13 protein-coding genes and 2 tRNA genes are annotated in these 15,325 nt (G+C 38.4%); 7 read left to right on the plus strand and 8 right to left on the minus strand.

The genetic code is table 11. The features are described 5' to 3' along the window. Positions 1-21: 21 nt before the first annotated feature. Both AC07WY_RS17935 and AC07WY_RS17940 read left to right on the plus strand, forming a co-directional pair. On the plus strand, positions 22-885 hold the full coding sequence (locus AC07WY_RS17935) for a 1-aminocyclopropane-1-carboxylate deaminase/D-cysteine desulfhydrase (protein WP_494736867.1): 864 nt from the start codon (positions 22-24) through the stop codon (positions 883-885). Between the two features lie 80 nt (positions 886-965). After that, on the plus strand, positions 966-2,165 hold the full coding sequence (locus AC07WY_RS17940; RefSeq protein ID WP_239044981.1) for a BaiN/RdsA family NAD(P)/FAD-dependent oxidoreductase: 1,200 nt from the start codon (positions 966-968) through the stop codon (positions 2,163-2,165). A 170-nt stretch (positions 2,166-2,335) separates the two neighbouring features. Here AC07WY_RS17940 and AC07WY_RS17945 read toward each other — a convergent pair whose 3' ends face one another. From AC07WY_RS17945 to AC07WY_RS17955, 3 genes are all read right to left on the minus strand, one after another. Continuing rightward, entirely contained in the window at positions 2,336-2,488 is a 153-nt protein-coding gene (locus AC07WY_RS17945) for a hypothetical protein (protein ID WP_004723764.1), read from the minus strand. A 145-nt stretch (positions 2,489-2,633) separates the two neighbouring features. Further along, entirely contained in the window at positions 2,634-2,798 is a 165-nt protein-coding gene (locus tag AC07WY_RS17950; RefSeq protein ID WP_004723765.1) for a hypothetical protein, read from the minus strand. An 83-nt stretch (positions 2,799-2,881) separates the two neighbouring features. Beyond that, positions 2,882-4,504, minus strand: coding sequence for a mechanosensitive ion channel (locus AC07WY_RS17955; protein ID WP_494736868.1), 1,623 nt, complete (start codon positions 4,502-4,504; stop codon positions 2,882-2,884). A gap of 533 nt (positions 4,505-5,037) precedes the next feature. Between AC07WY_RS17955 and AC07WY_RS17960 the strand changes: the two genes are divergently transcribed. Then, complete coding sequence (locus tag AC07WY_RS17960) at positions 5,038-5,460, plus strand: hypothetical protein (RefSeq protein WP_004817681.1); 423 nt, start codon at positions 5,038-5,040, stop codon at positions 5,458-5,460. Positions 5,461-5,568: 108 nt separating this feature from the next. Here AC07WY_RS17960 and AC07WY_RS17965 read toward each other — a convergent pair whose 3' ends face one another. Together AC07WY_RS17965 and AC07WY_RS17970 are read right to left on the minus strand one after the other, a co-directional pair. Then, positions 5,569-6,018 (minus strand): ABZJ_00895 family protein, encoded by a 450-nt coding sequence (locus tag AC07WY_RS17965; protein WP_105714347.1) that lies wholly within the window; start codon positions 6,016-6,018, stop codon positions 5,569-5,571. Between the two features lie 475 nt (positions 6,019-6,493). Beyond that, complete coding sequence (locus AC07WY_RS17970) at positions 6,494-7,705, minus strand: multidrug effflux MFS transporter (protein ID WP_262086847.1); 1,212 nt, start codon at positions 7,703-7,705, stop codon at positions 6,494-6,496. 146 nt (positions 7,706-7,851) lie between these two features. Here AC07WY_RS17970 and yccS point away from each other — a divergent pair, with 146 nt between their 5' ends. The 4 genes from yccS to AC07WY_RS17990 all read left to right on the plus strand — a co-directional run bounded on the left by yccS (position 7,852) and on the right by AC07WY_RS17990 (position 14,411). Further along, a complete protein-coding gene (yccS, locus tag AC07WY_RS17975) occupies positions 7,852-10,026 on the plus strand; it encodes a YccS family putative transporter (RefSeq protein WP_081401510.1) in 2,175 nt (724 codons plus the stop codon). A 99-nt stretch (positions 10,027-10,125) separates the two neighbouring features. Beyond that, positions 10,126-10,686, plus strand: coding sequence for an SdpI family protein (locus AC07WY_RS17980; RefSeq protein ID WP_004817689.1), 561 nt, complete (start codon positions 10,126-10,128; stop codon positions 10,684-10,686). Between the two features lie 159 nt (positions 10,687-10,845). Next, positions 10,846-13,494 (plus strand): sulfite reductase flavoprotein subunit alpha, encoded by a 2,649-nt coding sequence (locus AC07WY_RS17985; protein ID WP_262086849.1) that lies wholly within the window; start codon positions 10,846-10,848, stop codon positions 13,492-13,494. A gap of 131 nt (positions 13,495-13,625) precedes the next feature. Further along, positions 13,626-14,411, plus strand: coding sequence for a YdcF family protein (locus AC07WY_RS17990; protein WP_419336604.1), 786 nt, complete (start codon positions 13,626-13,628; stop codon positions 14,409-14,411). A gap of 33 nt (positions 14,412-14,444) precedes the next feature. Here the strand turns inward: AC07WY_RS17990 and AC07WY_RS17995 are convergent, their stop codons facing one another. The 3 genes from AC07WY_RS17995 to AC07WY_RS18005 all read right to left on the minus strand — a co-directional run bounded on the left by AC07WY_RS17995 (position 14,445) and on the right by AC07WY_RS18005 (position 15,324). Beyond that, positions 14,445-14,912 (minus strand): DUF2750 domain-containing protein, encoded by a 468-nt coding sequence (locus AC07WY_RS17995; protein WP_419336606.1) that lies wholly within the window; start codon positions 14,910-14,912, stop codon positions 14,445-14,447. 75 nt (positions 14,913-14,987) lie between these two features. Beyond that, a tRNA-Val gene (locus tag AC07WY_RS18000) sits at positions 14,988-15,063 on the minus strand. A 184-nt stretch (positions 15,064-15,247) separates the two neighbouring features. Continuing rightward, positions 15,248-15,324: transfer RNA gene (locus tag AC07WY_RS18005), tRNA-Asp, on the minus strand. Position 15,325 lies beyond the last annotated feature (1 nt).

Here is a 15,325-nt window from a genome sequence, read left to right on the forward strand (position 1 = left end):
CCATTCAGTTAAAAAATCAGCATGTTTGATCATATTGCCCAAACTATTCCCTACCAAAGTTTAGATGTTGCTGGATCTGTTCAACTTACAGTTAAACGGCTTGATCTAATCCATCCACAAATTTCTGGCAATAAATTTTTTAAACTCAAATATAATTTGATTGAAGCACGTCAGCTTGGCCTAAAACAGATTCTGACGTTCGGTGGTGCCTATTCCAATCATATCGCTGCCACAGCCTATGCAGCACAGTTATTTGGATTTAAAAGCATCGGGATCATTCGGGGCGAGGAGTTAGCACATAAACCGCTCAACCCTACTCTAACGACAGCACAGCAGTTGGGCATGCAGCTAGTTTTTGTTTCACGTGAAAAATATAGACAAAAAAATAATCATGACTGGATCGATGAATTAACACAACATTATCCAGATACTTATATTATTCCTGAAGGTGGAACCAATGAGCTTGCTATACAAGGTTGTCAGGAAATTTTAACGACAGAAGATTTAAATCATTATGATGTGATTTGCTGTGCGGTAGGAACAGGTGGCACAATCACTGGGCTGATTAACACCAGTTCATCACAGCAGGAAATTTTAGGATTTTCAGCACTTAAAGGTGATTTTTTACAACAAGATGTCAGTCAACTCACCCATAAAAGCAATTGGAAAATACTGGATGATTATTGTTTTGGCGGTTATGCCAAAACCACAGTTGAATTAGTTAGCTTCATAAACAACTTTGAGCAGCAATATCGCATTCCGCTTGAACAGATTTATACTGGGAAAATGTTTTATGGGATTTTTGATTTAATTTCAAAAGGTTACTTTAAAGAAAATGCAAAAATATTGATTCTGCATAGTGGTGGCTTGCAAGGACGCAGCTAAACCCTACCTATTTATAATTGTCCTGAAAATTACTTTAAATTTGTCTATAATCCCCTGCTCAAAGTTTCCATGAGTGTGATATGTCTTCTAACCAATATGATGTGATTGTCCTCGGTGCAGGTGCTTCAGGTTTAATGCTTGCGGCAAAAGCAGCTGCTCGTGGTCGTAAAGTCTTAGTGGTTGAGAAAGCCAATAAAATTGGTAAAAAAATCCTCATGTCAGGTGGTGGTAAATGTAACTTCACCAATCTTTATGTTGAGCCTGAAAATTTTATTTCACATAACCCACATTTTGTCATCTCTGCCCTGACGCGTTATACCAATTGGGACTTTATTGGGATGGTCTGTGAATATGGCATTGACTATGAAGAACGCAAACATGGACAACTGTTTACCTTAAATGGCGCAAAAGAAATCTTAAGCATGCTGCTCAACGAATGTGAAAAAACACATCATGTTGAGATTAAAACCAGTTGTGAAGTCAAAGCGATTAACACGCTTGACGATCAGACTTTTCAAGTCGCCACCAATTTAGGCTATTTTCAGGCTGAATCTGTAGTTGTTGCATCAGGAGGCTTATCTATTCCAACATTGGGTGGCTCTGGCATCGGCTATGAGATTGCCAAACAATTTGGTCACCACATCTATCCTACACGCGCAGGTTTAGTTCCCTTCACTTTTTCAGATCAATTTAAAGAAGTTACCACTCGTTTAAGCGGCAATGCGGTTGAAGCAACGCTATCTAACGAGCTGATCGCATTTACTGAAGCATTGTTGTTTACACATCGTGGCTTAAGTGGTCCAAGCTCATTACAACTTTCAAATTATTGGAATGCAGGGCAAGCATTCCATATTAACTTTTTACCAAGTCTTGAGCTGTTTGATTTTTTAAAGCGCAAAAAGCAAAGCCAACCTAAGGTGTTAATCAGAACCTTACTGACTGAACTTTTACCGAAAAGTGTGGTGATTGAACTACAAAATCTCATTTGGTCCGAGTGGGCTGAAACGGCGATTGGGCAATTAAGTGATGAAAAACTTGAAACCATTGCCAATAAATTACAGCAATTTGAAGTCAAACCCTCTGGTACTGAAGGCTATCGGACTGCAGAAGTCACTTTAGGCGGTGTCGACACCACTGAAGTTTCATCAAAAACCATGGAAAGTAAAAAACAAAAAGGTTTATTTTTTATAGGTGAGATCTTAGATGTGACTGGTCATTTAGGCGGGTTTAATTTTCAGTGGGCATGGGCTTCAGCACATGCTGCTTCAGAATATGTTTAATTTAAACTGATCAATAAAGATCTTTCATACATCAAAAAATGATCATGTGCAGTGAATCATATGGGTATTATGAAAGTGCCTTCTCTCGCTGGGAGAAGGCTAGGATGAGAGTGCTTTTATGTTGATTTATGGTTTTAAAAAGGACGTATGAAAGAAGTCTAATAGAAAGCTTATTCCAGATAATCTGTTTTAAATAAGATAAGTTGGTTCTGGATTTGCTGCTTCTGGGTCACTCGTTGAATCGCCAAATCCATCGACTTTAGATCATGGTTTTTTGCAAATAACGACTGATGAATTTTGTGTAAAAAATAGATGATCTTCATTTCAATTCCTTTGAAAATGATATTTATCAGATGAGTGTGTTTTATATTGCCTACATATTCGCCCATTCAATCTAGACAATAAATCATCTGATGTCTATCTATTTTCTATAAAAAAACCGATAAAATTCATGCTTTGCAAACACAATCACTCTTGAGATTTGTTTTGAGATTCATGTTGTTGCTTAACAATTTCGGATGGTTGCTTTTTCGGTTTTGCAAACACAAACTTATAAGCACTTGCTAAAAACCCTACAGTGATTCCTGCAATCACAATGGGTGCAATGAAATTATTTGGCTTTTTCTTAGACATCTCTATTCCCTCTCACTTTTGACCTAAAAATAAAAAGATCGATCAAGCATCAATCCTGATCGATCTTTAAAAGAATTTAAATGTTAATTCGGGTCATCTTTGTCCTGTTTCAATGAATCAGTAAGTGACTTGTACTCATTTTCAATCGCAGGGGTATCTGCGGTTACTTGCGTAGCGTCTGTACCGCTTGGCTGTGATGAATAAGTATTTTCTTGCTTTAAAGGATTCGGTTGACTTGCCTCTTTCTTTGCTTTATCGATTAAATCCGTTAAAACGCGTTCTGCAGGTTGACGTCCACCTAGACCAAAAGCCAATGCAAAAGCAACTGCCACAGAACCCAAGGTTAAGCCAAAAGCAAGATTAACGATCGAATCGGCAATTCCCATGGCTTTTAAACCCATTGCAATCACCAGCCCCATGATCAAAACACGAACCAAGTTGCCTAACCATCTTGAGCTATTGTACTCACCACGCTGTACCACATTCGCCACGATATTGGCCAACCAGAAACCGATCACCAAAATCACTGCGCCTAACAAAATGTTGGCACCAAAGTAAATAAACATTGAAATCAAATGACTAACTTGCTCAAAGCCCAGTCGATTTGCCGCTTCGGAAACAGCAAATAACATGGTAAAGAAAACAATCAGATAACCAATGATACAAGAAACTTTCGTGTCACCTAAAAAGCGTTGCAAATCTAATTTTGCAGGAATTTCATCAACACCCGTTCCAGCAACAACTTCTGAAACCAAACGCCCCACAAAACGAGACACCACATAGGCCACAATTAAAATTAATCCAGCTGCAATAATATGTGGAATTGCATACATGATTTCGCCCAGCATTGCGGTTGCTGGTTGTGAAATAGCTTGTATACCAAGTGCTTCAAAAGCCACAATTAACGCAGTAATCATGACAACGGCAAAAACAAAAGAGCCTAAAAACTTCGCTAAACCTTGGTTTGAGTTTTTAAATAGCCCTACTTTTTCAATTTGGGTTTGTAAATTTAGACTGTTGATTAAACCCTCAACAATCCCACGTAGGATTTTTGCCAAGATATAACCGACAAAAACGATGACACCCGCAATGAAAATATTTGGTATATAAGAGACTGCTTCATTCAGCATGTTCTGCACTGGAAGCAATAAGCCTTGCAAACCTAAAATTGATAATACAATTGGTAGGAACAGCAATAAAATTAGCCAGTACACAATATCAGCGATATTCTGACTGATCGGACTGACCCCCACATCGGCACTTAATTTTTCATCAAGTTGAGTCCGATCCAAGGCTTTTTTTAAACCAACTTTAACCAGATTTGCCACAATCCAGCCAATAAACCCGATGGCTACGGCAGCCAGTAATTGTGGAATAAACAATAAGAATTGCTGGATCATCAAACTAAATGGACTGCTTACGCTGGTAAGATTCAGTACATTTAATGCACCAATCACCGCAATCACCATCACCACCCAAAAAACAATTCGAGAAAGAATACTTTCAATATTTGAACGATGACCTGTTGCTGAAGACAATTTTGTATTTGTACCTAGTTTTTCTAGGATTTTTTTAATTCCTGCTGCAACAATCAGTGCAATAATCCATCCCACAATAAGGATGGCAACAGCGGCGAGAATCGGGTGGAATTGATCCCAATAATACATGGCATCAAATCTCCCCCTTGTTTGTAAAATTTCATTCATTTTTATTTCCTCAAGTTATAGATTTATAACAATCTGAGCGTGCTCAAATGACTTTAAGCAACATTCTTTATTTGAATTGGATACTTGATGAATTACTCTTCTACTTTATCTATTGCTTATATAACGAGCAAATTTAACTGCATAAATACAACAAAAGCATGCAAAAATGAAAAACTCCAGCTTTGCAGCTAGAGTTTGTCTGATCAATATAATCTTTATAGAGAATAATGGGATTAAACCCAGTCGGCGATCATGTAAACAAGCAAGGAAACAAGAAATAACCCCACAAGAATAAGCATATAAATGGGTAAGCGATTCTTATGCGTTATATCTTCAGTACTTGTTACATAAGATGGTTTATTGAAATCGTGTTTCATGACGTCCACCTCCATCGAATTGATGTATTTTTATACTAACAGGCTATTTGTGATCTGTGTGTAAAAATATTTTAAGCAAAAGTAAATTTTAATTCGAGCAGTTCTTGATAGATAAATGAGCTATAATATGTACCCCATTTTTTGGCTATTGTAGATATGGCTTATCAACGACAAAGTGTCGAGTTGGACTTGGACACTGATGTCACGCATCAATGCTTCACACATACCTCAAGAGATGATCATCTCATTGGAATTATTGAATTTAATAAGCCAAGTTATATTCTAAAATGGGGTGATTTAGAGTATTTCCGTCGCCGTACAGATGAATTATCCGTTATGCCTTTTCCAGAATGTATCAATGCGATGATTATTGATATTCGCAATATTGTGCCATTTCTGGATAACGAAGTTCCAATCGTGCCATGGCGTTTACTTGAAGAAGACTGCCCGATACGACTTGTTGTACCTCAAGATCGTTTAGAACATTATGCAGGGATCTTTGAACCAACGTGGTTAACCACAGACATTGAAATTGCCATTCAAGAATTACGCGAATTTATGGATATGTTCGTACACTAACAGCATATCCATAGCTTAAAAATAAAATTTATTTTTTGCTTATTTGTATTGACGCAGATTTCATCAATGACTTTGATTTCTCAAAGTAAAGTCAACAATTTAAATAGATCATTGACCAAACATTTTAGCTGCCATACGCTGCGCTTGCTTTCCATAAAACCAATAGGTAATTAAATATAAAGGGATTGCCAACATCAGCAACATGATCAATGCTGTGAGCAGAAATTGAGTATTTTGCAGATACATCACAAAAGTTTTCCACACTTCTGGATCATTCTGAGAAAAAAACCAAACACCCGCAAATACCCCAAGTAAATTATAGCCCCAAAATATTGCAGTATAACCAAGGGTCAGTTTTTTACGCTCTTGGTCTGTAGGCGCACGGCGTTGTTGTTTGAGAAAACGATATAAGACGATAATCATCGCAATCAAATATGGTATTGCGGTTAACACGCCAGCAATTTCATTGGGCAATAATGCAGCCAATACACCTGCAACCATGGTCAAGACTAAACAAAGCAGCAAAAACCACAAAAAATATTTGTTTAAAGACACCATGACGACAGCCTAGATTGCATAAAGAACAATATTATAATTTTTTTTCAACTTTTTTTCATTTTCTTGTCAACCAATTTGAAACTGCTGTCGTTATATAAGTATAAGGTCTGCAGCAACCAAATTGATTGCACGGCATCCGCAAAGAGATTTGGAGACCTTCTCTCAGAGAAACTAAAAACTTATGCTTCTTAAGATTCAACTTAGCAGCCTGAATCTTTATAACGAAGTATTTTGGCCGACGATTTACTCATCACTCGAATCGTCGGCTTTTGTTTTTCTGGTATTTGTGTTTTTCGTTTCTGCTTTGACCGCGTGTATGTATATCGCGTTCTTATTCTAACAATACAATCTCTTAGAACCTGTCAATTTCCTCATACTTGAATAAAAATACAGATCCTCTTTGATTCAATTAATGAAAATTCACTTTCGTCTTGTAAATCAACAAGACGATCTCATGTTCAGTATTGGTATAAGCTTAAATTTGTTTCATCTTGAACTGTTGAGCCACTTTTAAAATTGCCATAAACCCAGCCACAGTAAAAGCCAACATCAAAATTCCCATATTGAATAAATGATTCCATACAAGAAAATTCAATACCACACCACCCAATAAGCCACACGCAAATTGCATACTGCCCATAATTGCACTTGCAGTTCCTGCTCTTGAGCCTTGTTCAGACATCGCCAGTGCCATCGCATTCGGTCCAGTAAAACCAATCCCTGAAACAGAGAAAAATAAACCCAACATGACAATCGCCAATGGTGCATCAGACATGAAACCTGCGCTGACAATAATTAATGCGCCTGTAACCTGAATCAAACCACCAATTTTCAAGCGCAGGATCACCGAGAGTTTGTTGGCTAAACGCTTATTGATAGAAGACAGTAAAATGATACCAAAAGCATTAAAACCAAAGGCAATAGCAAATTGTTGCTGGGTTAAATGATAACCATCCATCAACACTGCTGCCGCGGAACTGATATAACAAAATAGTGCTGCACCAGTAAAACAACCTGCCAACATTGGAAAGCGAAAGCTTCGATCTTTAAAAATAGCAGCATATAAAATAAACACTTGTTTAAAGTTGAGACGCAGCCTGCGTTCTGGCGCGAGTGTTTCCTTAAATAAGAAGTGCACACAAAATAAGCAGAACAGACCAATCACAAACAAGGCGATAAAGACGCCTTGCCAACTAAAGAATTGTAGAATGGCAGCACCCAAGGTTGGAGCAAGAATTGGGGCAATCCCCATCACAATCATCATACTGGAAAAAGCTTGCGCCGAACCTTGCACATCTAAACGGTCTCGAATTGCAGCCCGTGCCATCACCACCCCCACACAGCCCCCTAAGGCTTGTAAAACACGTGCGGCAATCAACGACCAATGATCAGGTGCTAAAACACACAACAAGCTAGCAAAAGCAAACAAGGTCATACCAAAATAAAGCGGTTTCTTACGCCCGATACGGTCACTGATTGGACCATAAATCAATTGACCAACAGCAAGACCAAAAAAATACGCCGGCAAGGTATTGGCGATCTGCTGGGTCGTCACATTAAAATCTTGCGCCATTTGTGGTAATGCTGGCAAATACATATCAATGGATAATGGGCCCAAAGAGGTAAATAAAGCCAAAAGCATAATCCAGCCCGTTGAATACTGCTGACCCACGTTTTTTTCAGACATAGATGGTTTATAATTTGATAAGGAATGTTGCAGACAAGTTTACACTGTCCATTGTATGATTTGTCACAAAGATAAGTGAAAAGCCATATAAGCCAAATCGCATTGCCCAAGTAAATAACACCCTATTGATTTAACAAGGATTTCCTTTGAACACTTGGCTGTTAAAACTCAGAAAAGCAACCTACAACACAAGTTTCATGTATAACTTGAGAATGATCATTGCCTTTACAGGGACTGCATTTGTACCTTATCTGTTGGGACAGCAGTTAATGACCATTCCACTGACCTTAGGGGTGGTTGCAGCAGGTCTCAGTGATATAGACGATCGCTTCTCTGTACGTATCATGAATTTGATCTATACCTATATCGGATTCTTTATCACCGCTGCCTCAGTGAGCCTGCTCTTTCCTTACCCTATTCTGTTTGCGTTAGGTTTGATTGTTTCTTGTATCGGTTGGATTTTATTGGGTTCTTTGGGACGTCGCTATGCCACCATTTCTTATGGCTGTCTGGTGGTTTCTGTATATTCCATGCTTGGGGTGCATTTATTTGATCAATGGTATATCCAGCCAAGTCTATTGGTGATTGGTGCAATTTGGTATGGGCTTATTTCAACCATCAGTTTTTTACTGTTCCCAGTACGGCAGGTTCAAGACAAATTGTCTCAATGTTTTTCATCATTAGGTAATTTTCTATTTTCCAAATCCAATTTGTTTGATGTCGATATGACACCAACCAGCTATCAAGACAGTATGATTAGTTTGTCTATGGAAAATGGACAGCTCATCAGCATTTTTAATGATATGCGTACCGCCTTGTTGACGCGTTTAAAAGGTGACCGAGGACAACGTGATACGCGTCGTAGTTTACAATATTACTTTGTTGCACAAGATATTCATGAACGGGCCGATTCAGCACATATTGATTATCAAAAGCTGGCCAAAATGTTTGAACATAGCGATGTGTTATTTCGTTTCCAACGTATTTTAGCGCTGCAAGGTAAAGCCTGTAAGGATTTGAGTGATAGCATCTTACACCGCACCACTTACCAGCATAATGTCCGTTTTGAGCATGCTTTTAAAAACCTCAGATACTCGCTAGATAAACTCAAAAAAGAAGAAAATTATGACTTAATTTGGGTCAATTCACTGTTTGCGCTTTATCAAAACTTAAAGTCGATTGATGCCCAATTACAAAATCTCGAAACTGAACGGCATATAAAATACGATCAAAGTAAAAATTTCGAAAACCAACTTAAAGATGATGACCTCAAAGGTTGGGATGATATTGTCATTCGAATCAAACAAAATTTAACCCCTGAGTCTGTACTTTTTAGACATGCAATTCGCGTTTCGATTGTTTTGTTTATTGGCTATGTTTTTGTGCAACTCACCAATATTGAATACGGTTACTGGATTCTATTAACCGCACTGTTTGTCAGCCAACCAAACTTTAATGCGACCAAACGACGTTTGAGATTACGGATTATTGGAACCTTAGGCGGCATTATTTTAGGTTATGCAATTTTGTATTTTGTGCCCTCTATTGAAGGACAACTCTTACTACTCGTACTTAGTGGTGTATTGTTTTTTGATTTACGCAGTAAACAATATGCCCAAGCCACTGCCTTTATTACCATCATGGCGCTGATCAATTTTAACTTGGATGGGCTTGGCTATGAGGCTGCGCTACCTCGTATGATTGATACAGTGATTGGCTGTGCGCTCGCCTGGTTCGGTGTCAGCTTTATTTTCCCTGACTGGAAGTTCCGTCGTTTACCCCGCACCATTCAACGTTCACTGGAAGCTCAATGCAATTATTTGGCCAATGTAGTCGCTCAATATCATCAGGGACGCAATAATAGTTTAGAGTATCGAATTGTTCGCCGTGCTGCACATAATCGGGATGCAGATGTTGCCTCACTGATTTCAACCCTTGCCACTGAACCAGATTTTGACCCAAGTCAAAAAAGCTTAGCTTTTGAGTTCTTATGTTTAAATCATACCTTTCTTAGCTATATCGCAGCACTCGGTGCACATCGTGAGCAAGTGAAAGACCAACAGGTGCTTAATCTATTGGATCAAGCTTTAGATGATATCTCTGGGGCTTTATTACGGGATGAAATGCCTGATTTAACCGCGCACAATATGTTGAAAGCCATTCGTACCCGTTTAAGCCAATCCGAGTCAGAAGACTCTAAATCACTCATTATTCTTCAACAATTGTCATTAATGTTCAGTATTTTAAAGCAACTAAGTAGCTTGAAACAGAATTTAAGCCATGAACGAGATGATCAATCTACTGAATTGGCTTCTTTATAAATCTGCATCAAAATTGCATCGTTATTTGGTACAATAGGTGCACTAAATCTTGAGATTTAGTGCTAAACTCTGACTAGATTTACATACATTACTGACACTATGACTGCCAAGAATATTTACGCTTATACCTTACAACCTGTTCCGTACGAAGTTTCGGAAGCCGAACAACGCGGCGCTCAACTTGCAATTTGGCGTAGTACCAATAAAATTGGGATTAAAGCTTGGGCAATCATGGGTGTAGCAGTCATACTCTCATTACTTGGCATCGCTTTAATTAAAAACTATTCAACCATTATTTTTTGGGTGGTTCTTGCTGCGGTTGCCATCTATCTTTTGGTTCGCAAATTCGGTCTTGAATGGTATGTAAAACGCAAGATGAATGAATTTCCAGTTCAGGAAATCAAAGGTGTAAAATTAGGTGTACAGCCAAGTGGTATTGTGATGCGTCAACAAATGGGTGTACAAGAAGGTGTTGGAACCGTGGCTTGGAAAGACATTTATGAATGGTACAACACCCCTGAATTCTTACTGGTAAACTTTAAAGTGAAAGGCCAACAAGGCGCATATATTCTACCTAAACGTATGGATAGCAAGAATTTTCCCTTTGAAACACTGCGTAAACATTTAAAAGAAGTTGTTGGTGAACCCAAGACACTTTAATTTAAAATTTTAAAAGGCCTCCATTTTTGGAGGTTTTTTTGTACTTCGCTATTTTAATAAAAATGATAATGAGAATAAATATTATCTGCAAAATTCATTATCTCTCCGATTTATTCAGCTATAATTTGCTATCAAAAATATTCTGCCCTTTGCATTGCCATGTTTAAAAAGATTTTTTTTCAAATTCACTGGTTTCTAGGGATTACAGCTGGTTTAATTCTCTCAATTATGGGAGTAACTGGTGCAATCTATTCTTATGAACAACCGATTCAAAGATGGTTAAACCCAGACAGCTACACGGTAAAAGTTGAAAATCAGGCAAAACTCACGCCTGCTGAAATTTATCAACATTTCCAAACCCAAAACTCTGAAATGAAAATCAACAGTATTACTGTCGCGAAAGCTGCTGAAGAGGCTTCAAACATTAATATTGTCAAAGAAGGCGCACGTAGAGGTTATACCATGATGGTAAACCCTTACACGGCCGAAGTTCTTCCAGAAGTGAAAGGCAAAGATTTTTTTCAATTTATACAGCAACTGCATCGGAACTTAACTGTCGGTGAAGTCGGTAAACAAATTACTGGCGCCAGTACTTTGATGTTAATTTTCTTTGTACTCAGTGGCCTCTATTTACGCTGGCCGAAAAAGCATTCTTTTAAACAATGGTTTGCCATTAAGCCTAAACTCAAAGGTCGTAATTTCCTTTGGGATCTACATGCTGTAGTCGGCACATGGGTGGTGATCTTTTATTTACTTTTAGCATGTACTGGGCTGTATTGGTCGTATGACTGGTGGCGCAATGGTATGTTTAAAGTAATGGGGGTTGAACGACCTCAGCCTGAAATGCAAGCGGCACGCGGTGGAGAAGGTCAAGGACGTCAAGGGACTTCTGGCAATCCGCAACAACAACCACAACAACGTGGCGAAAAGCAAAATCCAACGACTGGTCATCAACAACCAGACCGTGAAAATAAGCATGAGAATAAAGAAGGTTTAAAACCAGAACAAATTCAACATGTACTTACTCAAACATGGAATGGGTTTAATGCTCAAATTAAACGTGACTATTCGACACTGACTGTTTCGATCCCTAAAAAGCCAGATGGTAAAGTTGAACTCACCTTTGTTGATGCTATTCCACAACATGAGCGTGCACGAAATAAAGCAACCTATAACTATCAAACTGCACAAATTGAAAAATTAGACTTATACGAAAGCAAACCACTCAATGAAAAAATCATGGGAAGTATGCTCCCTGTGCACCGTGGTAGCTTCTTTGGCCCAGTTTTTCAATTCATCGCAATGCTTGCGGCATTGGCAATGCCATTATTTTTTGTTACTGGATGGATGCTGTATTTAAAACGTCGTAAGCAAAAGCGACTCACCCTTGCTGCAAAACAAGCGGGTTCAGCAATTCAAATTGATCCAAATGCAACACCTTGGTTAATTGCTTATGCCTCTCAAACAGGAATGTCTGAGCAATTGGCATGGCGCACCTCAACCAGTCTGCAAGAAGCCCATCAGCCAACAACAGTAAAAGCTGTACAACAACTCTCTGAAGATGATCTCAAGCAAGCCAAACAGATTCTCTTGATTGCAAGTACCTATGGTACAGGTGAAGCACCTGACTTAGCCTCGCACTTTGAGAAAAAGCTCATGGCTACATCATTGGATCTTTCGCATTTAAAATATGCGGTTTTAGCATTGGGTTCACAAGACTATCCTGAGACCTATTGTAGCTTTGGGCATCGCATAGATGCATGGTTAAAACATTCTGGTGCGCAACAATTGTTTGCTACGCTTGAAGTCAACAATGGCAATAATGCAGATATCCAACATTGGAATGACGCTTTAGCAAAAACCACAAAACTCGATCTACAAACAATGTCTATTGATAAAGTTTTTGATCAATGGCGTCTAACAAAACGAGAATTACTCAATCCAAACAGCTTAGGCGCACCCGCATTTAATCTTGAATTACAAGCCAGTTACGATACAACTTGGCAAGCAGGCGATATTGCTGAAATTCAAACGGGAAATAGTCCAGAACGTATTCAATTGTTCTTGGATAAATATCAAGTTCATGCAGAGACAAAAGTGGATTCACTCGAACAAAGCATTCAAGAAGCGCTTTGGAATCGCGATTTAACTGTTGCTATTGAACCTTTTGCCAATATGGAACACTTACTCGAGCAACTCCCTACGCTACCAACTCGTGAGTATTCGATTGCCAGTATTCCAAGTCAGCAAGTGTTGCGTTTGGTGGTTCGTCAGCAACAAAATCCTCAAGGTGAGCTTGGTCTCGGTTCTGGTTGGCTGACAGAACATGTGCAATTGCGTGATAAAATTGCGTTAAGAATTCGTAATAATGAATCTTTCCATTTAATTACCGATAACCGCCCGATTATCTGTATCGGAAATGGTACCGGGATTGCGGGAATAATGAGTTTGATTCATGCCCGTGTTCGTATGGACTATACTGAAAACTGGTTGATTTTTGGTGAACGCCAACAAGCAAACGATTATTTCTTTAAAGATACAATTCAAGCTTGGCAAAATACAGCGATGCTAAAACGTATTGATTTAGCATTCTCTCGTGATCAAGCTGAAAAAATTTATGTACATCATAAACTGCGTGATCATGCCGAAGAACTGAAAAAATGGGTGGCCAATGATGCGGTAATCTATGTATGTGGCAGTATCAATGGTATGGCAACTGATGTTGATCTCGCTTTAATTGATATCCTTGGAGAAGACACCGTTGAACAATTACGTTTAGATGGTCGTTATCGTCGTGATGTTTATTAGGGGCTATTGAATAAATTTACCTACCAAAACCCAAAACCGAGCTCAACTGCTCGGTTTTTTTTGATTCATATATAATAAATGCACAGATTTCGTTTAGAATTAGACTAATTTTTAATGATTTATTTTCACCCATGTATAACAATAAACTCTTCCGCATTGTCTTTTTTTTGCTGGGATTTGTCTTATTCCTCGATGGATTTATTTTAATTTTATATAAAAAAATCCACTTAGGAACAATACTCCCTTTGCTGATTGGCTTAGTCTTTATTACTACAGCAATATGGAGCCAACACATTCAGCAGTATTTAGCCCAACACTTAAAGTTAAAGAAAATCTGGCGCTTAGGATGGGTTCTATTTACGCTTTGGTCAGTCAGCTTAATCGGCTTCTTTGGTTATATCCACTTAAAATCCCAACAAAATACAGCAGAAAATAATCTACAAGCAATTATTGTGTTAGGCAGTGGCATTACCCAAGGAAAAGCCTCACCAACCCTCGCAAAACGTTTAGATCAAGCTGGTGAAATTGCAAAACAACAATCTCAAGCTTTGATCATTGTCAGTGGTGGTTTAGATTTTGGTGAAGAAAAACCTGAAGCAGAAATTATGTCGCAATATTTACAAGAGCATATGCAAATCCAAGCCAGTAGAATTCTACAAGAAAATAAAAGTACCAGTACTGACTTAAATCTAAAAAATAGCCAAGCGATTTTAAAAGCGCATGGTTTAACTTTAGACTCTAAAATTGCGATTGTGACCAGTGATTTTCACACCTTACGTGCCGCAGCAATCGCCAGAAAGCAAGGCTATCATAACTTCATTACTGTAGGTGCTGAAACTCCACTCACGACACGCTATAATGCATGGTTAAGAGAGTATTTTGCCTATATCAGCGGTTGGGTGCTCGGTGAATATTAAGACGCAGAACGCCATGTCATTGTTTGTACAGCGTTACTGATGTAAGCGAATTTTACGTGGTAGCGGTAAGCGTTTATTGTTTTGAAATAACTCAGGTTGAGTCGTATACATCTGATATAAATAATTTTTGATGTCGAGTAAAAATTTATTTGTTGAAACTAAAATATTCCGCCCTTCAGGGGTTAAATTTATAGAAATTGCCGTATCATTTTGTTTGATAAAAGGAATCATCTGTTCAATAAAAACAATGAGTTCAACTTCTTGAACTGTATAACGGCTCCAGTTATCTTTAATCAGAAGTTGTGCCAAATTTTTACTTTGCCAAACAGCTAAAGACTGTTGCCCTGTCGGTGATGCGCACAAAGCCCAGCCATCATCATAAAGAACAAAAACCTTGGTTTGTGAAACAATCATTTCGACAAAATGTTTATATTGGTCTAGGGTTTGAACTGAGTTTTTTTGAGTTGAAGACGCAGCTTTACGTTGATATGGATTTCGCATAGAAAATTTATTTTTAAAATACTTATGCTTATATATTATACAGAAGTTCTAAACAAATAACTAGATTGGAAAATGTGGTGGGCGCTGACGGGATCGAACCGCCGACATTCTGCTTGTAAGGCAGACGCTCTACCAACTGAGCTAAGCGCCCTGAGTGTGGATAAACAAAGTTGTTTACTCTGTTTGAACCTATAAGAAAATCGATGATTTAATCTTAAGTTCTATCCTAAAGATGGGGAGTAAGCGATATGAAGTCTATAATGTTCGATCTTTAAAAATCAAAAACTTCAATTTCTTACTATTCCAAATATCTTGATCTCAGGAAAAAAGATAAATGGCGCAGCGGACGGGACTCGAACCCGCGACCCTCGGCGTGACAGGCCGATATTCTAACCAACTGAACTACCGCTGCG

It is taken from the genome of Acinetobacter sp. GW821-FHT01C12 (assembly GCF_059422625.1).